This window comes from Streptomyces sp. NPDC059906 (assembly GCF_042730645.1).
Classification (GTDB): domain Bacteria; phylum Actinomycetota; class Actinomycetes; order Streptomycetales; family Streptomycetaceae; genus Streptomyces; species Streptomyces rubrogriseus.
On the sequence record NZ_JBHWKU010000005.1, the window covers coordinates 166,937 to 185,296 of the forward strand.

Consider the following 18,360-nt stretch of genomic DNA (forward strand, 5'->3'; position numbering starts at 1 on the left):
TCCGGCCCGCCAGGCTGCCGGGGACCGGTGCGGGGGCGGACCGGCGCCGACGACGCGGACTCCTCGCAGCTCCTTGTACCGGAGGGCGGTCGGATGGGACCGTGCAGCCCGACGGGGGAGACATGCGACCACCAGACGAACCGAGCACCGGCCCGGGTGCGGACACGCACGAGTTCGACGCCTTCTACGCCGAGAGCGTCGGGCGGCTCATCGGGCACCTGTACGCGATGACAGGCGACCTCGCCGAGGCCCAAGACGTGGTCCAGGAGGCCTTCGCCCGGGCCTGGGAACGGCGGACCGAGCTGGACCTGAACGGTGCCCCCGAGGCGTGGGTGCGCACGGTGGCCTGGCGGTTGGCGGTCAGTCGGTGGCGGAAGGTGCGCACCGCGCTCGCCTTCGCCCGGCGCCAGGGCCCGCCGGCCGCCGTTGCGCCCCCGGAACCGCACCACGTGCTGCTGGTCCAGGCGCTGCGGCGGATACCCGAGGCGCAACGACGGGCCGTGGTGCTCCACCACCTGTGCGACCTGACGGTCGAGCAGGTGGCCGCCGAGGTCGGCAGCCCGGTCGGTACGGTCAAGGCGCAGCTGAGCCGGGGCCGGGCGGCGCTGGCCCGGCTGCTGTCCGACACCGAGCTGGATCCGCGGACGAGCCGCCTGCCGGAGGTACGACATGGCTGAAACGCCGGGACCGGGGCCCGGACCGCTGCCCGGGCTGGGGGAGTCCCTGGCGGACCTCGCCGAGTCGGGCCGCCGGCACGCGGTGCCGCCGGCCCCGGAGCGGATCCGGGCGCGCGGCGAGCAGCGCCTGCGCCGCAGGCGGGCCGCACTGGCGTCCGGCGGCGCGCTGCTGGCCGCGGCGGTTGCCCTGGGCGGCCTGTCGCTGGTCCGGGCCGCCCGGGACCCCGAGCCGCCCGCCGTCCCCCCGACGGCGGCCGCTTCGCCCTTCGTGCCGCCGACGCCCGCTCCCGGAGCGGAGTACGCCGAGGAACTGGCCTACGTGTACGGCGCGGTGGCGCAGGGCGACACGGTGCGGGTCACCGTCGAGCCGCTGCGTACCGTGCGGGGCGGGGCGACGCCCACGGGCGAGGTGCACACGCTGACCCTGCCGCGGGGGACGCCGGTCGAGGCACGGCGGCTGTCCGGCGGGAACCCGGCGGACCTGCGGCTGGACGAGCTGCTGGACCGGCTGGCCGCCGGGCGGAAGTGGGCGTTCGCGATCGACTACGACGGCGAGGGCCGCGTGCACTCGCTGCGGGAGGCGTACTGGCTCGGCGACTGATCCCGCGGGAAAACTCGCCTCAGGATGCAACCCGCCGGGTGGGGCGGCGCGTAGAGAGTGCGTATCCAGAACGCACCACGTCCTTGGGGGGACTTCACCATGCGCGTCGCACACCGCCGGACCACCACCGTCCGCTGCCTCACCGCCCTCACCCTCGGCCTGCTGGCCCTGACCGGGTGCGGCGGACCCGACGGCGGACCGGACGACGGGCAGGCCGCCACCGCCACCGCCACCGCGGCCCGCTGGGCCGGCACCAAGCAGTTCGTGCAGATCGACGACGCCCGGACCGGCGACGGACGGACCTACCTGTCGGTGCGGCTCGCCGAGAAGAAGCCCCACCCCCGGTTCGAGGCGTGGGTGATCGTCCCGGGCGAGGGGCCCTACACCGAGGTGAGCATGACCGAGGACGCCCAGGTGCTCCTGTCGGTCCCGCTCGGCGACGCGAAGCACCCCGCCGCGTACGCCCAGGACGAGTTCGTCGACCGCCTGACGGCCCGTCCCTCCTCGGACCGCGCGGTCCTCGGCTACGACCTGAGCTTCGACGGCCAGGGGCGGGTCACCAGGGTGCAGTCGCTGTACACGCCCTGATGCGCGGGAGCGGGCGCGGGCGCGGTCGCAACGGGGCCCACGCGTCAGTCGCGGTAGGCGTGTGTCTGAGTGGCCTTCACCGTGGCCCAGACGGTGGCGCCGGGGCGCAGGTCCAGTTCGGCGGCGGCGAGTGTGGTCAGGTCGGCGGCGAGGGGGAGTTCGCCGGCGAGGTCGGCGCGGATCTGGTCGCCGTGGGTCTCCAGACCGGCCACTTCGCAGCGCCAGACGTTGCGGGCGCTGGAGCCGGTGGGCCGCTCCCGGTGCAGGGTGACGGCGCTGGGCGGGAAGGCGACGAAGGCCGGCCCGGTCAGCTCCTCGGTGGTCGTGATCGCGGGCCCGTCGTCGAGCCGTACCGTGTGGCCCTCGGCCCGGCCCCGGTAGAGGTTGAGTCCGACCAGGTGGGCGATGTAGTCCGTGCGCGGGCGGCGGGCGATGTGGGAGGGGGTGCCCTCCTGGACGACGTGGCCGTCCTCGACGACGACGAGGTGGTCGGCGAGGACCATGGCGTCCAGCGGGTCGTGCGTGACCAGTACGGCGACGGCCTCGAAGTCGGCCAGGTGGCGGCGGAGTTGCGCGCGGACGTCGAGGCGGGTGCGGGCGTCGAGGGCCGCGAGCGGTTCGTCGAGGAGCAGCAGCCGGGGGCGGGTGGCCAGGGCGCGGGCAAGGGCGACGCGCTGCGCCTGGCCGCCGGAGAGCCGGCGCGGTTTGGCGGCGGCGTGCCCGGCGAGACCCAGGCGCTCCAGCCAGGCGGCGGCCTGCGTCCGGGCCTGCGCCTTGGTCGCGCCCCGGCAGCGCGGCCCGAAGGCCACGTTGTCGAGCGCGGTCAGGTGCGGGAAGAGCAGGTAGTCCTGGAAGACGACCCCGACCGGCCGGGACTCCGGGGGCGTACGGTCCAACTCCGCGCCGTCGAGCCGCAGATGGCCGTCAGAGAGCGGGACGAGACCGGCGAGGGCGCGCAGGGCGGTGGTCTTCCCGGCGCCGTTCGGGCCCAGCAGTGCGACGACGTCGCCGGGGGCCGCGGTCAGGGCCACGTCGAGCCGGAAGCCGCCCCGCTCGACGACGAGCCGCGCGTCGAGCCCCTCGCCGACTCCCTGCCCCCCGGCGGCCGTGTTCGTCTGCGCGGTGTTCTTCTCGGTGTTCTTCTCGGTGTTCTTCTGGGTGTTCTTCTCGGTGTCGGTCATGAGGCGGTCATCCAGCGGTCGCGCAGTCCGGCGAGTACGGCGATGGACACGGCCAGCAGTACCAGGCTGAGGGCGACGGCCGCCTCCGGGTCGCTCTGCAGGGCGAGGTAGACCGCCAGCGGCATGGTCTGGGTGCGGCCGGGGAAGTTCCCGGCGAAGGTGATCGTCGCCCCGAACTCGCCGAGCGCTCGCGCCCAGGCCAGCACGGCACCGGCGGCGATCCCGGGCGCGATCAGCGGCAGCGTGACCCGCCGGAACGCGGTGAAGCGGGAGGCGCCGAGGGTGGTGGCCGCCTCCTCGTAACGGGGGTCGGCGGCGCGCAGGGTGCCCTCGACGCTGATGACGAGGAACGGCATCGCCACGAACGCCTCCGCGAGGATCACCCCGGTGGTGGTGAACGGCAGCGTGATCCCGAACCAGGAGTCCAGCCACTGCCCGACGACGCCGTTGCGGCCCAGTGCCATGAGCAGGGCGACACCGCCCACCACCGGCGGCAGCACCAGCGGCAGCGTCACCAGGGCCCGGACGAGGCCGCGTCCCGGGAACTCCACCCGGGCCAGCAGCCAGGCCAGCGGCACGCCGATCACCAGGCTCACCACGGTCGCCGCCGTGGCGCAGATCAGCGACAGGCGCAGCGCCTGCCACACCTCGGTACTGGTCAGCAGCTCGGGCATGCTCGCCCAGGGGGCCCGGATCAGCAGGGCGACGAGGGGGAGCACCAGGAACGCCAGGCCGATCAGCGCGGGCACGAGCAGCGGCAGCGGAGCACCGCCCCGGATCTGGCGGCGTCGCCGCGGCCCGCCCGTGCGCGGGCCGGCCGCGGCACCGGTCTTGTGCGGGGTGCTCACGGCGACGTGAACCCGGCCCCGGTCAGGACCTTCTGCCCCGCGGCGGACCGCACCAGCTCGATGAACGCCTTGCCGACGGCCGCGTTGGGGGCGTCCTTGAGCAGGGTGATCGGGTAGTCGTTGACGGCCTTCGCCGACTCGGGGAACTCCACGCCCGCCACCTTGTCACCGGCCGCCTTCACATCCGTCTTGTAGACGACCGCGGCGTCGGCCTCCTTGAGGACCACCTTGTTGAGCGCCGACTTCACGTCCTCCTCGTAGGAGACCGGGGTGAGCTTCAGGCCGGCGGCGGTGAGCGCCTTCTGAGCGGCCGCTCCGCAGGGCACCGTCTTGTCGCACAGCACGACCTTCAGGTCCGATCCGGTGAGGTCCTTCAGGGAGGCGACCTTGTCCGGGTTGCCGGGCAGGGTGGCGATCTCCAGCTGGTTGCGGACGAAGGTGTCCGGCGTCCCGGCGGCGGCATCCGCGTCCGTGACGACCTTCATGGTTCTGGGGCTGGCGGAGGCGAACACGTCGGCCGGTGCCCCGCTGGTGATGCCCGCGGCGAGCGAGTCGCTGCCGCCGAAGTTGAAGACGACCTCGGTGTCGGGGTGCTGCTTCTCGAACTCCTTGCCCAACTCGGTGAAGCTCTCCGTCAGCGAGGCCGCGGCGAAGACGTTCACGGTCCCGGACAGCCCGTCCGAACCGCCGCCCGACGAGGAGGCACCGGACCCGGAGCCGGAGTCCGACGACGAGCAGGCACTCAGGGCCACCAGCGCGGCGGCACCCGCGCCGGTCACCTGAAGCATCCGGCGAATCCGGCGCGCGGAACGGGTCATCACGAGTCCACTCCCGAGGGTCAGGGTACGAAGGCCAAGGCATGAAGGTCAGGGCATGAAGGTCAGGGACAGAACATACGCCGAGCATACTGCCGCAGATGCAAGCCGAAAGTCTCCTGGTGCTTCGCATGAGCGGTGTCACGGATCCCTATGCCTGGCATGTGCGTTCGTACGGCGCGCTGTGCGACCGGACGGTCCGGGCTTGCCGGGCACCTTCCCTGGCCGGCCGGCTCAGACCCGGTCGACGTGCACGTTCGTCGACTTCACGCGGGCGGTGGCCTCCACCCCGACCTCCAGCCCCAGTTCCTCCACGGCCTCCCGCGTGAGCAGCGAGACCAGCCGGTGCGGACCGGCCTGGATCTCCACCTGGGCCGCCACGTCACCGAGCTTGATCGCGGTGACGATGCCGGGGAAGGCGTTGCGCACCGAGGTGTAGGAGGTGTCCTCCTCACCGCTCCCGCTCTGCGCGAGCTCCACGGAGAAGGCGGCCAGGTCCTTCCCGTCGATGAGCCGCTTCCCGGCCTCGTCGCGATGGGTCGCCACCCGGCCCGCGTCCGCCCACCGCCGCGCGGTGTCCGGGCTCACGCCGAGCAGCCGGGCCGCCTGGCCGATCGTGTATGACTGCATGGCCGCCAAGATAGATCAGCGGCGGGAGCGGCCGGCGCGTCGGGACGGCGCGCCGACTCACCTCCGGACCGGGCGTACCCCTCTTGTCAGCGACGCCAGAAGAGGTGGTGCGTCACGCCGCTCGGGCTGGGCACGACCTCCATGTGGTGGCGGTCCAGCAGTTGCTCGGGCGAGTCCCACAGGCGCAGCCCGGACCCGAGCGTCACCGGCGCGACGGCCACGTGCAGGGTGTCGACGAGGCCGGCGTCGAGGAACTCCCGGACGGTGGTCACACCGCCGCCGAGCCGGACGTCCTTGCCCCGTGCGGCCTCCCGTGCCCGCGCGAGCACGGTGGCGGGGTCGCCGTCGACGAAGTGGAACGTGGTGTCACAGAGCGTGAACGACGGCCGCGCGTGGTGGGTCAGGACGAACACCGGCGTGTGGAACGGCGGCTCGTCACCCCACCAGCCCTGCCACTCGTGGTCCTGCCACGGGCCGCGCTGGGGCCCGAACTTGTTGCGGCCCATGATCTCGGCGCCGATGTTGTGGCTGAAGTCCCGGGTGAAGTAGTCGTCGAGGCCCCGGGTCCCTCCCGGCTCGGTGCGATTGGGCCAGCCCGCCGTGGCGCCGGCCCAGGCGAAGAGCTGCCCCGGATCGACGTCGTGGCCGAAGGGCCGCTCCAGGCTCTGGTCCTCGCCGGCGGCGACGCCGTCGCGCGAGACGGTGAAGTTCTGTACTCGCAGTAGCTGATCCATGCGTTCCCTCATCAGGTCCTGTTGGTTCCCGGCAATACGTCCTGCATCAAGATGTCGAACGGGACGGGACGGGATCGACAGCGGCGCGCGAATACTTCCGGATGCCGCCGCGGACCGTGAAAGTCAGACGCGCGGTCCGAGGAACAGGCCGCCGCTCGCGTCGATGACCTGCCCGGTGATCCAGCGCGCCGCGTCGGAGGCGAGGAACGCGACCACGTCGGCGACGTCGTCGGGCCTGCCCAGCCGGTCGAGCGCCGTCGTGCCGGCGATGAGTTCCGCCAGGCCCGGTGCTTCGAAGGACGCCCCGTTGGCCGCGGTCCGGGTGGCGCCGGGAGCAACCGCGTTCACCGTGATCCCCCGCACGCCCAGCTCGTTGGCCAACGTCATGCTCATGGTCTCGACCGCTCCCTTGGTCATGGCGAAGGAGGTCTGGGAGGGGTTGGCCATCCGGGTCGCCACGGAGGAGATCGTGATGACGCGGCCGCCGTCGGGGATCAGGTTCAGCGCGCGTTGGACGATGAAGTACGGCGCTCGCACGTTGACCGCGAAGAGGTGGTCGAACTCCTTGCGCGTCGTGGCCCCGAGCGGCCCGGCGGGCGCGGCCGCCGCGTTGTTGACGAGGACGTCGAGCGACCGCCCGGCCAGTGCGGCCTCGACACCCGCGAAGAGCGTCTCGACGTCGTCCTCCACGCCCAGTTCCGCCCGGACGGTGACCGCCGTTCCACCGGCACGCTCGATCTCGTCGGCCGTCGCTGCCGCACCGTCCTCGTCCGCGCCGAAATGCACGATGACCGCGGCCCCCTTCACCGCCAACCGGACCGCGATCGCTCGTCCTATGCCGCGCGACGCGCCGGTCACCAGAGCCGTCCTGCCCGTCAGATCGTCTACATCCCTCATGCGCACCCCCACTCCTGTGAGTTCTTACCAATCTGGTAGTCACTATCAGTCAGGTAGGGTCTACCACATGGTGGGCCAGCACTCAACACTGCGAGCACAGCGGCGAGCGGAGACGCAGCGCATGATTCAGGCGCTCGCGGTACGGCTGTTCGTCGAGCGCGGATACGACGCCACGACCGTGACCGACATCGCCGAAGCCGCGGGCGTGTCGCCCATGACCGTGTATCGGCACTTCCCCACGAAGGAAGACCTGGTGCTCGTCGACCAGAACGGCCCGCTCGTCGCTGAGCGGATCGCCGCCACGTCCGCCGCGCAGCCCCTGGTCCGCCGTATCAGCAGTGCGCTCGTCGACGCGGCCGCGACGCTGACCGGCGGCGGTCGTCCGGACGACCCGGCGGCGGGCGACGCGTTCCTGCTCGCCCGACTCCAGCTCATGATCGCGACGCCTGCCCTGCGGGCCAGGCACCTGGACAACCACCACGCCCTCCAGCAAGCGATCGTCGACGCCCTGGGGGACGACGTCGCCGATCCCGATGCGGCGTTCCGCGCCCGAGCGGCGGCCGGAGCCTGTCTGGCTGCCATGCACACGGCATTGGTGTGCTGGGCCGAGGACGACGGGCGGACCGATCTCCCCGGTCTGATCGTGCAGGCGCTCGTCGCCGCCTTCGGCGCTGATGTCGTCGACATCGGCCGGTCGGGTCAGGAGTCCACGTCGTCACTGCAAGGGAAGGCGGGGCACGCCCGCCCGCCCGGTCCCGGCCTGGCCTGATCGCGCCCTCGGCCCTCTGCGCCACGCGGAGCCCTGGCTACGGTTGCCGGTGCTGGGCTTCACGAGGCGGTGGTGGGTGGGATGACGGTGAGCGGCTGGGACGCCGAGGTGGCGGTGATCGGCCTTGGGGCCTGGGGCTCCGCGGCGCTGTGGCAGTTGGCGATGCGAGGCGTGGACGTGATCGGGGTCGACCAGTTCCCGCCGGGGCACACATGGGGTGCCTCGCACGGTGGGTCGCGGATGTTCCGGATCACCTGCCTCGAACATCCGGGCCTGGTACCGCTGGCCCGGCGGTCCGGGGAACTGTGGCGCGAGCTGGAGAAGGCGTCGGGCGAGGAGCTCTTCGTGCGCTCGGGCGGGCTGCTGATCGGGCCGCCGGACGGGCCGATCACCCAAGGGACGCTGCGCGCCGCCGAGACGCACCGGATCGAGGTGGAGGTGCTGACCGCTGCCGAACTGGCCGACCGGTACCCGCTGCACGCGGCGGTGCCGCCGGGCCACATCGGCATCCGGGAGCCGGGCGCGGGGATCGTACGGCCGGAAGCGACGATCCGAGCGGCCCTGGAGCAGGCCCGTGCCGCGGGCGCACGCGTGCTGACGGGAAGCCGGGTCACCGGTGTGTCGGCGGCGGGTGGCGGGGTGGAGGTGGCGACCCCCACGGGCACGCTGCACGTGCGACGGGCCGTGGTCGCCGTAGGAGCGTGGCTGCCCACCCTCGTACCGGGCCTGCCTCTGGAAGCCGTCCGGATGCCGATCTGCTGGTTCCGCCCCGGCGACGGGGGCAAAGGCTTCGAACTCGACCGGTTCCCGGTGTTCATGAGGGAGATCGACGGCGGCCGGGTGCTGTGGGGCAACGGCCGCGAGAACGGATACGACGTCAAGCTCGGCCTGGAGTACGGCGGTGGCGGTTTCCGCCCCATGGACCCGCAGGACACCGACCGGTCCGTGGGAGCCGAGGACTGGTCGGAACTGGCTCGGCTGCTGGCCGTGTGCGTCCCCGGCCTGGACCCGGTACCGGCGAGGGTGGCGGTCGGTATGTTCTGCCGTACCCCGGACGGCCAGTTCGTGATCGGCAGTCCCGGCGGCGACCCCGGCCTGATCGTCGCGGGCGGCTGCAACGCGCACGGGGGCAAGCACGCCTTGGGGATCGGGGAGGCGCTGGCCGATCTGGTGACGGAGGGCGAGACCAGGATGCCGCTCGATTTCACTGACGTGGACCGTCGTTTCTGACCCCCGCTCCCCGCTCCCCGCTCCCCGCTCCGTCGGGTTCCGGCCACATTAGCGACCGCCGTTCCCAAATAAGTTAGGCTACCCTCACCTGACTCTGGGGAGGGCGGATGACCCGGCGTACCCGGCTCATGATCCTTACGGCGCTCTACGCCGGCCAGTACCTGGCGATGAGCCCGCTGACCGCCCTTCCGGCGATCCTGCGGGCCGAGGGCGCACCGCTCCAGCAGGTGGGGGCCGTATCCCTCGTGAACTTCATGGTCATCGCGAAGGTGCTGTGGGCCCCGCTGGTCGACCGCTACGGCCGCCGCCCCCACCGTCACTACCGCACCTGGCTGGCCGTGACCCAACCGTCGATCGCGGCTCTGCTTCTGGCCCTCGCCGCCGTGGACGTCACCGGGGACTTCGCGCTGCTCATGACGATGGCATGTCTCCTCGGAGCCCTGATCGGTACCCAGGACATCGCCACCGACGGCCTCGCCGTCCGCCTGGTCGACTCCGAGGACCGCGGCCGTGCCAATGCCGTGCAGGTCGGCGCGGGCTTCGTCGGGGCGGCCGTCGGCGGCGCCGGGCTGCTCACCGTCGTCGAGCATGCCGGATGGTCGTGGTCGGTCGTCGCCCTGGCCGGTGTCTGCCTGCTGCCGATGGCCGTGCTTCCCCGTATCGCCGAGACCGTGCGGCCGGCGTCGTCCGGGGCGTCCGCGGCCCGGCCCGGTCGGCGGGCCGTGCGGTCACTGGTGCGCCGGCCGGGGGTCGCCGCATGGGCGGGCGTTCTCGTGCCGCTGGTGTGGATGGGCATCATGCTGCCGCAGTCGCTCATCCCGCCCCTGCTGGTGGACCGGGGCTGGCCGCTCGGCCGTATCGGACTGCTGACCGTCCTGCTCGGTGGAGCGGCCGGAGTCGCGGGCGCGTCCGTCACCGGGTGGCTGGTCGCCCGGCTGGGGCGCGGCCGGGTGCTGCTCACGGGCTGCGCGGTGCAACTGGTGGGGACCGCGATGCTGTTGGCGGTCGCCGTCGGAGCGCGGGCCGGGGCCGCGGCGGTCGCGGTCGCCGTGCTCGGCCTGACCCGGGGTGCGCTGAACACCGTGATCTTCACGGTGTTCATGGACTTCTGCCGACCGGCCACCGCGGGCACCGACTTCACTTTCCTGTCGGCCTGGGGTTTCGCCGTCGCCGTGGTGGCGCAGTCCGCGGGGCCACCGCTCGCCGGCGCTCTGGGCTACGGGGCGGCCGTCGTGATCGCGGGGGCGGTGACCGCTGCCGCCCTGGTGTGGGCGCGGGCGCTGCACGGCCGTGCGGCGTCGGGTTCGCCGTCAGGCAGTGCCGAGCATGCCGTCCAGGACGCGGGGTAGGGCCCAGGCCAAGTCGTCGCGGGGCGTACTCGCTTCGCCGGGGTGGGGGGCCGGGGCGGTGTCCGTGCCCTCGCTCTCGGCGGCACTCCTGGGGTCGGCGTCCTCGGAGTGGGCGTGGCCCACCGGGTGGACGTTGAGCACATGACCGAGCAGCAGATGCCACAGCACCCGGTACACACGAGCGAGATCGGCCCGTGGTTCCCCGGCGTCCCCCGCCAGCGCCCTCAGCGCGTCGAGCGCGCTCTCGGCGAACGTCGAGGCGCTGTCCGCCACATGCTCGCCCTCGGCGATGATCCGGGCGGCCCAGCGATGGTGTGACAGGTAGTCGTACGCGTCGAGCCACTGTCCGACGACCCGTTCATGGGCATCCAGCTGCTCTTTCGGCGCCGGGAGATGAACCGCGACGTCCTCTGCGAGGAGGCGGAGCAGTTCGTCGCGGTCCTCGATGTGGCGGTAGAGGGACGCCTGCCCGGTACCGAGGCGCTGTGCGACCCGTCGCACGGTCAGCGCGTCCAGCCCCTCGTCGTCCGCGATGCGCCGCGCGATGGTGACGATGCGTTCACGGGAAAGGATGCGCGGTCGGCCGGGAGCACGTGCGTTCACCCGAGCACCCTACCCGTCGCCCTCGCCGGCGGGGCTTGTGGTCCGGGGCGCGGGATGCCTATGCTCGAATTAGCGAACAGCGGTCGCAAATTACGAACGCCGAGGTGAACCTTGACAGCCCCCGCCGCCGCAGGCTCCGCGGCCACAGCTCCCGCCAGGTCGGGGACGAAGGCCCTGCTGGCCCTCGTCCTGGCCGTCCTGTCCTACTCGCTCGTGCAGACGATGCTGGTGCCCACGCTGGGCATCCTGCAGACCGAGCTGGACACGAGTGCCGCGGGTGCCTCCTGGGCGGTGCTCAGTTCCACGCTGCTGGCGAGCGCGGTCCTCACCCCGCTCATCAGCCGGCTCGGCGACAGCTACGGCAAGCGGCGCGTGCTGCTGGTCACGCTGGTGCTGCATCTGCTGGGCAACATCGGGGCGGCGGCCGCCTGGAATGTGGGCTCGCTCATCGCCTTCCGTGGTGTCCAGGGCGTCAGCCTCGCGCTGCTGCCGCTCTCTCTGGGGCTGATCCGCGAGGTGCTGCCCCCGCACCGGGTGGCGTTCGGACTGGGCCTCACCTCGGGTCTGGTGGGCGGTGCGGCCGGCCTCGGCCTGCTGGTCGGCGGCCTGATCGTCGACCACGCCTCATGGCGGTGGCTGTTCGTCGCGGGCGGGGCCCTGGTCCTGCTGGCCCTGGTCGCCGTGGTGCGGTACGTGCCCGAGGTTCGCCCGAGCGCACCGGCGGCGCGGCTGGATCCGGCCGGCGTCGTACTGCTGGGCCTGGCCCTGGTCTGTGTGCTCCTGGGGCTGACCGAGGGGCCGTCCTGGGGCTGGGCGTCCGCCCGGGTGCTCGGGCTCTTCGTCGGCGGCGTGCTGTTCTGCGCGGTGTTCCTGCGCTGGGAGCGCCGGGTGCCGCACCCGCTGATCGACCCGGCCCTGCTGCTCGGCCGCCCGATCGCGGGTGCCCACGTCGGGGCCTTCCTGCTGGGCGCCACCCAGTTCGTCTTCTACGTCCTGGTGCCCAAGCTCGCCGAACTGCCGGCGGGGCTGGGGCCGGAAGCGGCGCGGCTGGTCGACTACGGCTTTGGTGCGTCGGTCACGGTCGCGGGCCTCATCCTCATTCCCGGCACCTTGCTCGGCCTGCCGGCCAGCTCGGCCGTGGGGCGAGTCGAGGCCCGGCTGGGCCCGCGCGCCCCGCTGGTGCTCGGACTCGCGCTGAGCGCGGTGGGCGGGGCGGCCATGGCGCTGTTCCACGCGCGGGAGTGGCAGACCGTGGTGGCGTACTGCGTGATCGGCACCGGATTCGGGTTCGCCATGGCGGCGCTGCCCAAACTGATCCACGACGTCAGTCCGCCGCACACCATCGCGACGGCCAACGGCATCAACACGGTGGCCCGGACCGTGGGCGGAGCCGTCGGCAGCCAGCTCGCCGCCGCGGTTCTGGCTTCCCGCGCGATCTCCGGAACATCGCTCCCCGACGATTCGGGCTTCACCCTCGCGTTCTGGATGGCCGCCGCCGTAGCCGCGTCGGGGGCGCTCTATGCCTTGCTGTCCGGAAATCGATCGACCACTGAAAAAGAAATCAGCCAGGAATTCATTAGGGTCGGAGATGGAGGCGACGAAAAAGTAATGGGAGAGCAAAAGAATGGGCCGACGGCGGGCTCCGTCGACGCTGCCGAGTCCGCCGGGTGAGTGCTACTGGCGAGAATCCCCAGGTAGTTCGACTAGTTGCGGGCAAGTAAGGGTACCCTACCCTGGCATGGCGCGGGTGTGGTGTCAACTGTCCGTAGGGGTGTGCCCCATGGCCGAGAAATGACGTTGCGAACGGCGGTCGCAATCCATCGCTGATCGACTCTTGCCAGACCCGTCAGGCCTGTGCTGATACTTGTGCGGCTCGGAAACGTTTCAACCATGCCGAAATCCCAAGGCATTCGAAACGCGCAGGAAAACCGCACTGGCCTGGAGGGGTCTTGCCTGGTTCCGCCTGTCACACCGCACTGTCCACCGGCCTTCCCGTGAGTCAGGAGGAGCTGCGCCGACACCTCGCGCGCAGACTCCGGCTCGATCCCGCGGAGATCGGCGACGACGACGATCTCGTCGGCCTCGGCCTGGACTCCATGACCGCCATGGCATTGGTCGGGGCCTGGCGGGACGCGGGCCTGACGGTCACCTATCGCGAGTTCACCGTCAGCCCGACCGTGTCCGACTGGTGGGCCCTGCTGGCCGGCGGCGGGCCCGGGAAGCCGCCCGCCGCCGAGCCCCCCGGGACGGTCGCCGCGGTCGATCCGGCGGCTCCCTTCCCGCTGACGCCCGTCCAGCACGCCTACTGGATCGGGCGGAACGAGGGTCAGGTGCTCGGCGGGGTCGCCTGCCACGGATACTTCGAGTTCGACGGGCCCGGGGCCGACCCGGCCCGTCTGGAGGACGCCGTCCACCGGCTGACCGAACGCCACGGGATGCTCCGGGCGGTCATACGCGACGACGGCCGCCAGCAGATCACGGCCCGGTCCCCCTGGCCCGGTCTCACCTGTCACGACCTGCGGACGCTGAGCCCGGACGCCGCCGAGGAGCGGCAGCGGGAAATCCGGGACGAGCTCTCCCACCGGCTGCTCGGCATCCGGGCCGGCGAGGTCTTCGACGTCCAGCTGTCCCTGCTGCCCGGCGGCGGTGCCCGGCTGCACCTCAACGTCGACCTGATCATCGCCGACGTCATGAGCATCCAGGTGCTCCTCGCGGACCTCGCCGCCCTGTACCGGGGCGTCGACCTCCCCCCGCTCACCCTGAGCTTCGCCGAGTACCTGGCCGACCGCACGACCCGCCGCCGCGAGGAGCGGGAACAAGGGCGGGCCCACTGGCGGGAGCGCGCCGAGCGGCTGAGCGTCGGTGGCCCGCGCCTGCCGCTCGCCACCGACCCGGCCCGGGTGACGCGGCCGCGCTTCCGGCGCCGCTCCCACTTGCTGGAACAGGCCCGCTTCGACCGGCTCAAGGAGTGGGCCCGCGCCCACCGTGTGACCCCCTCGATGGTGCTGGCGACGGCGTTCGCCGAGAGCCTCGGCCAGTGGAGCGAGAACCGGCGATTCCTGCTCAACGTCCCGCTCTTCGACCGGCAGGCCGGCCATCCGGACACCGAGCGGATGATCGCCGACTTCACCAACCTGATCCTGCTGGAGGCGGAGACCGGCGGTACCGCGCCCTTCGCGGACCGGGTGCGCGCACTCCAGGACCGCTTCCAGCAGGACGTGTCGTACGCCGCCTACTCCGCCGTAGAGGTGCTGCGGGACCTCGCCCGGGACCGGCCGGACGGGCCGGTCTCCGCTCCTGTCGTTTTCGCCAGCAGCATCGGCCGACTCTTCGTGGACGACGACTTCCGCGGCCTCTTCGGCGACATGAGCCGGATGCTCTCGCAGACCCCGCAGGTGTGGCTGGACCACCAGCTGTACGAGACCCCCGACGGGCTGCTGCTCACCTGGGACACCGTGGACGCCCTGTTTCCCGACGGCCTGGTGGACGCGATGTTCGCCGCCTACACGGACCTGGTCCGGCGCCTCGCGGAGGACGAACGGGCCTGGACCGGCCCCGTCGCGCGGCCGCTGCCGCCGGCCCAGGCCGCCCGCCGCGCGCGGGCCAACGCCACCGCCGGACCCGTACCGCAGGGGCTGCTGCACGACGGCGTGATCGCCCAGGCCCGGCGCACCCCCGACCGCACCGCCGTCGTCGCCGCGGACCGCACCCTGACCTACGGCGAGCTGCTCGGCCGTGCCGAGGCCGTCGCCGAACTGCTGCGGGTGCGATGTCGATGTACCACCGGGGAGATCGTGGCCGTCGCCATGCCCAAGGGCTGGCAGCAGATCGTCGGCGTGCTCGGCACCTTGCTGGCCGGCTGCGCCTACCTCCCGCTCGACACGGCCCAGCCGCCCGCCCGCCGGCACCGGATCCTGCGGGACGCCGGGGTCCGTCAGGTCCTGGTGTGCGAGAGCGGCCCCGGTCCGGCGGGCCGGCCCGAGCAGATCCGGGTCGACGCCGTCGACGGCCTCACCCCCGCCGCCTCGTCGCAGTACGCGTCACCGCAGTACGCCTCACCCCAGTACGCCTCACCGTCGTACGGTGAACGCCCCCGTCCCGAGGATCTGGCGTACGTCATCTACACCTCCGGATCCACCGGCACGCCCAAGGGCGTGATGATCAGCCACCGCAGCGCGCTCAACACGGTCGTCGACATCAACACCCGTCACGGCGTGCACGAGGACGACCGGGTCCTGGCCCTGGCCGGCCTGGGCTTCGACCTCTCCGTCTACGACGTCTTCGGCCCCCTGGCCCGGGGCGGCGCCCTGGTGTTGCCCGACCCCGACCGGCGCGGCGACCCCTCCCACTGGGCGGCGCTGATCCACGAGCACCGCGTCACGCTGTGGAACTCCGTGCCCGCCCAGCTCCAGATGCTCGACGACTGCCTGGGCCCCACCGCCGAGTGGGACCTGTCCGGGCTGCGGCTGGCCCTGCTCAGCGGAGACTGGATCCCGGTCACCCTGCCCGACTCGATCCGCGGCAAGCTGCCCGGACTGCGTGTGGTCAGCCTGGGCGGTGCCACCGAGGCGGCGATCTGGTCCATCCACTTCCCCGTCGACACCGTCGACGAGGAGTGGACCAGCATCCCGTACGGCACCCCGCTGGCCAACCAGACCTTCCACGTCCTGGACGCCCAGGACTCCACGCTGCCGCCGTGTCCCGACTGGGTCACCGGCGAGCTGTACATCGGAGGCACCGGGCTCGCCCTGGGCTATCTCGGTGATCCGGAGCGCACGGCCGAGCGGTTCGTCCGCCACCCGGTCACGGGCGAACGGCTCTACCGCACCGGGGACCTGGGACGCTACCGCCCCGACGGCGTCATCGAGTTCCTCGGCCGGGCGGACTCGCAGGTCAAGGTGCTCGGACACCGCATAGAGCCGGGCGAGATCGAGTCGGCCCTGGAACGGCACCCCTCGGTCGGGGCCGCCTGCGTGCTGGCCGACGGCGGCCGTACGGACCGCCGCCTGGTCGCCTTCGTGACCGGCCGCCGCCGTACTCCGGACGCGGGGAAGGACGTAGAGCTGACGGCGGCCGCCGAGGCCGCCGGACGCTCGGCGGCCCGGGCCCCGGACGTGGACCGGATGCGCGCCTTCCACCGGGCGCTCGACGAGGCGGTGCTGCTTTCCGTCGGCCACGCGCTGCGGGGGGCGGTCGGTGACGGCCGTACCGCGGACGAGGTGCTGCGGCACCTGCGAGTCGTCCCCCGGCACCGGTGGATCGTGCGGCGCTGGCTCGGTCTCCTGCACCGGGAGGGCGGGCTGGCCCAGGACCCGGGCACCGGCGTGTACACCGCGGTCGCGTTGCCGGACGGCAGCTCCGAGGCCGAGGCCGCCTGGCGGCGGGTGCGTGAGCTGCACGTTCACGGACATGATCAGTGGTCGCCGGAAGCGGTCGCCCTGTTCGAACGCAGCGCGGGCCGGCTGGGCGAGCTGGTCAGCGGTGCCGAGGACGAGGTCCATCTGCTGTTCCCGGAGGGGCGCTCGGACACCGCCGTCTCCCTCTTCACCGACAGCCTGATCGCGCGCTACACCAACGCCGCCGCGGCCGGGGCCCTCCGTGAGATCGCACTGCGGCACGGTCCGGACCACGGCCCGCTGCGGGTGCTCGAAGTGGGAGCGGGCGTCGGTGGTACCAGCGCGGCGGCCTTCGAGGCGCTGGCCGACCAGGACGTGGAGTACCTCTTCACGGATGTGTCGCCGTTCTTCCTCAACGGAGCCCGGGAACGCTTCCGCGACGTCCCCCGCGTGGACTACGGCGTCTACGACATGAACGCCGACCCGCGCGCCCAGGGTCTGGCCCCCAACTCCTTCGACGTCATTCTCGCCGCGAACGTCCTGCACAACGCGCGGGACGCGGACACGATGCTGGGGCGGTTGCGGGAACTGCTGGCCCCTGGTGGGTGGTTGCTGTTCACCGAGCCCACGCGGGAGAGCCCGGAGCTCATGATCTTCATGGCGTTCCTGATGGCCGCGGGCGAGACGGGCGTCGACTTCACGGACATACGGTGCGGCCAGGACCGGATGCTGCTCGGCCGCGACGAGTGGACGGACCTGCTGCGCCGGGCCGGCGCGACGCAGCTGTGGCATCTTCCGGCCGAACCCGGCCCAGCCCTGGGCCAGTTGCTGCTGGCCGCCCGCTTCAAGACCGACCGGGCCCGGGTGGACCCGGACGCCCTCGGCGGGCATGTGTCCGGCCAGTTGCCGGCGTACATGGTGCCCTCGCGCACCCACGTCCTGGACGCCCTGCCGCTGACCGCGAACGGCAAGGTGGACCGAGCTGCGCTGGCCACCTGGCTGCGCACGGCCCCGGAGTCGGCGGACACCCGCAAGGAGGCCCTCCCGCCGCGCGACGCGCTGGAGGAGTCCATCGCCACCCTGTGGGCAAAGGTGCTGGACACCGGCCGGCAGGTGGGCATCGACCAGGACTTCTTCGCGGCCGGCGGCGATTCCCTGCTGGCCGCCCAGCTGATCGGCAAGGTCCGCGAACAGGTGCCCGGGGCGGCCGCGCACGGCTTCGACGTCCTGCTGAGGTGTCTGATCGAGTACCGGACGATCGAGTCTCTCGCCGCGGCCGTACGACAGCGACAACCCCCGGCCCCGGGGGACGATGCGGAGCCGGGCCGGTGAACGCCGTCCCGTCGCGTCGGACCGGCCTGTTGCAGCGCCACACCGCCGGGCTCCGAGGCCGGACCCGGCTGGTGTGCCTGCCGCACGCCGGAGCCGCCCCCGGCCTGTTCGCCCCCTGGGCCGACGGTCTCGGTCCGGACGTGGACCTCGTCTCGGCACGGTACGGCACGTCCGACGGCGTCCCCCGCGGCGTGGGCGACCTTGCCGAGCGCATCGCCGGGGAGCTGGAGCGCCTGCCCCGGCGTCCCACCACCCTGTTCGGCCACAGTATGGGCGGCATCGTCGCCTACGAGGTGGCCCGCCGCTGCTCGGCCCGGGCCGGCCTGGTCCGGCTGATCGTGTCGGCGACGGTGCCTCCCGCCGCGCACCTGCCGGGCGGCACGCACCGGCTCGACGACGACGCGTTCGTCGCGGAGGTGCTGGCCCTCGGCGGCACCGCCCCCGAGCTGTTCTCGGACCCCGCCGCCCGCGCCGTCTGGCTGCCGCCGATCCGCCAGGACTTCCGGCTGATCGACACCTACCGGCACCGGCCCGGACCACCGCTCGCGTACCCACTGACCGCGATGGCCGGGCAGCACGACCACGAGGCACCGCCGGACCTCATGCGGCCGTGGCGGGACACCACGTCCTCGGACTTCGACCTCAGGGTCTTCCCCGGCGGCCACTTCTATCTGCTGGACGCCCGGCAGGCGGTGGTCGCCGAACTGCGGCGCCGACTGGAGCGACCGAGCGCCGCGCCGTCCTCCCCCGCCCTGCCCTGACCCGCAAGG

The 18,360-nt window shown here is 72.7% G+C and carries 16 protein-coding genes; 9 read left to right on the plus strand and 7 right to left on the minus strand.

What is annotated here, in order from left to right:
• Positions 1-122 precede the first annotated feature (122 nt).
• The 3 genes from ACFV9J_RS10505 to ACFV9J_RS10515 all read left to right on the plus strand — a co-directional run bounded on the left by ACFV9J_RS10505 (position 123) and on the right by ACFV9J_RS10515 (position 1,866).
• On the plus strand, positions 123-677 hold the full coding sequence (locus ACFV9J_RS10505) for a SigE family RNA polymerase sigma factor (RefSeq protein ID WP_385352528.1): 555 nt from the start codon (positions 123-125) through the stop codon (positions 675-677).
• Positions 670-1,278, plus strand: a complete 609-nt coding sequence (locus ACFV9J_RS10510; RefSeq protein ID WP_385352530.1) for a hypothetical protein — start codon at positions 670-672, stop codon at positions 1,276-1,278. Before ACFV9J_RS10505 ends, ACFV9J_RS10510 begins: the two co-directional genes overlap by 8 nt.
• A gap of 99 nt (positions 1,279-1,377) precedes the next feature.
• Positions 1,378-1,866, plus strand: a complete 489-nt coding sequence (locus ACFV9J_RS10515; protein WP_385352532.1) for a hypothetical protein — start codon at positions 1,378-1,380, stop codon at positions 1,864-1,866.
• A gap of 44 nt (positions 1,867-1,910) precedes the next feature.
• Here ACFV9J_RS10515 and ACFV9J_RS10520 read toward each other — a convergent pair whose 3' ends face one another.
• From ACFV9J_RS10520 to ACFV9J_RS10545, 6 genes are all read right to left on the minus strand, one after another.
• Entirely contained in the window at positions 1,911-3,047 is a 1,137-nt protein-coding gene (locus ACFV9J_RS10520) for an ABC transporter ATP-binding protein (RefSeq protein WP_385352534.1), read from the minus strand.
• Entirely contained in the window at positions 3,044-3,895 is an 852-nt protein-coding gene (modB, locus tag ACFV9J_RS10525; protein WP_385352536.1) for a molybdate ABC transporter permease subunit, read from the minus strand. The genes ACFV9J_RS10520 and modB overlap by 4 nt, the downstream gene beginning before the upstream one ends.
• Entirely contained in the window at positions 3,892-4,713 is an 822-nt protein-coding gene (modA, locus tag ACFV9J_RS10530) for a molybdate ABC transporter substrate-binding protein (protein WP_385352538.1), read from the minus strand. The genes modB and modA overlap by 4 nt, the downstream gene beginning before the upstream one ends.
• Before the next feature lie 231 nt (positions 4,714-4,944).
• Positions 4,945-5,340 carry a molybdopterin-binding protein gene (locus ACFV9J_RS10535; protein WP_115742907.1) on the minus strand — a complete coding sequence of 132 codons (396 nt, stop codon included), beginning with the start codon at positions 5,338-5,340 and terminating at the stop codon, positions 4,945-4,947.
• An 86-nt stretch (positions 5,341-5,426) separates the two neighbouring features.
• A complete protein-coding gene (locus ACFV9J_RS10540; protein ID WP_385352541.1) occupies positions 5,427-6,074 on the minus strand; it encodes a dihydrofolate reductase family protein in 648 nt (215 codons plus the stop codon).
• 123 nt (positions 6,075-6,197) lie between these two features.
• Complete coding sequence (locus ACFV9J_RS10545; RefSeq protein WP_385352543.1) at positions 6,198-6,971, minus strand: SDR family oxidoreductase; 774 nt, start codon at positions 6,969-6,971, stop codon at positions 6,198-6,200.
• Positions 6,972-7,092: 121 nt separating this feature from the next.
• On the opposite strand from ACFV9J_RS10545, the gene ACFV9J_RS10550 reads away from it, so the two are divergent.
• From ACFV9J_RS10550 to ACFV9J_RS10560, 3 genes are all read left to right on the plus strand, one after another.
• A complete protein-coding gene (locus ACFV9J_RS10550; RefSeq protein WP_385352545.1) occupies positions 7,093-7,740 on the plus strand; it encodes a TetR/AcrR family transcriptional regulator in 648 nt (215 codons plus the stop codon).
• Between the two features lie 81 nt (positions 7,741-7,821).
• The gene (gene solA / locus ACFV9J_RS10555; protein WP_385352547.1) at positions 7,822-8,970 is read left to right on the plus strand and encodes an N-methyl-L-tryptophan oxidase; all 1,149 of its coding nucleotides are present in this window, start codon (positions 7,822-7,824) and stop codon (positions 8,968-8,970) included.
• A 107-nt stretch (positions 8,971-9,077) separates the two neighbouring features.
• Positions 9,078-10,319 (plus strand): MFS transporter, encoded by a 1,242-nt coding sequence (locus tag ACFV9J_RS10560; protein ID WP_385352549.1) that lies wholly within the window; start codon positions 9,078-9,080, stop codon positions 10,317-10,319.
• On the opposite strand, the gene ACFV9J_RS10565 is transcribed toward ACFV9J_RS10560, so the two are convergent.
• Complete coding sequence (locus tag ACFV9J_RS10565; RefSeq protein WP_385352551.1) at positions 10,281-10,922, minus strand: TetR/AcrR family transcriptional regulator; 642 nt, start codon at positions 10,920-10,922, stop codon at positions 10,281-10,283. The genes ACFV9J_RS10560 and ACFV9J_RS10565 overlap by 39 nt on opposite strands.
• A gap of 111 nt (positions 10,923-11,033) precedes the next feature.
• Between ACFV9J_RS10565 and ACFV9J_RS10570 the strand changes: the two genes are divergently transcribed.
• The 3 genes from ACFV9J_RS10570 to ACFV9J_RS10580 all read left to right on the plus strand — a co-directional run bounded on the left by ACFV9J_RS10570 (position 11,034) and on the right by ACFV9J_RS10580 (position 18,351).
• Positions 11,034-12,593: an MFS transporter gene (locus ACFV9J_RS10570; RefSeq protein ID WP_385352554.1), complete on the plus strand. Its 1,560-nt coding sequence runs from the start codon at positions 11,034-11,036 to the stop codon at positions 12,591-12,593.
• Positions 12,594-12,916: 323 nt separating this feature from the next.
• On the plus strand, positions 12,917-17,590 hold the full coding sequence (locus ACFV9J_RS10575; RefSeq protein WP_385352556.1) for an amino acid adenylation domain-containing protein: 4,674 nt from the start codon (positions 12,917-12,919) through the stop codon (positions 17,588-17,590).
• Positions 17,587-18,351, plus strand: a complete 765-nt coding sequence (locus ACFV9J_RS10580) for a thioesterase II family protein (RefSeq protein WP_385352558.1) — start codon at positions 17,587-17,589, stop codon at positions 18,349-18,351. Before ACFV9J_RS10575 ends, ACFV9J_RS10580 begins: the two co-directional genes overlap by 4 nt.
• Positions 18,352-18,360 lie beyond the last annotated feature (9 nt).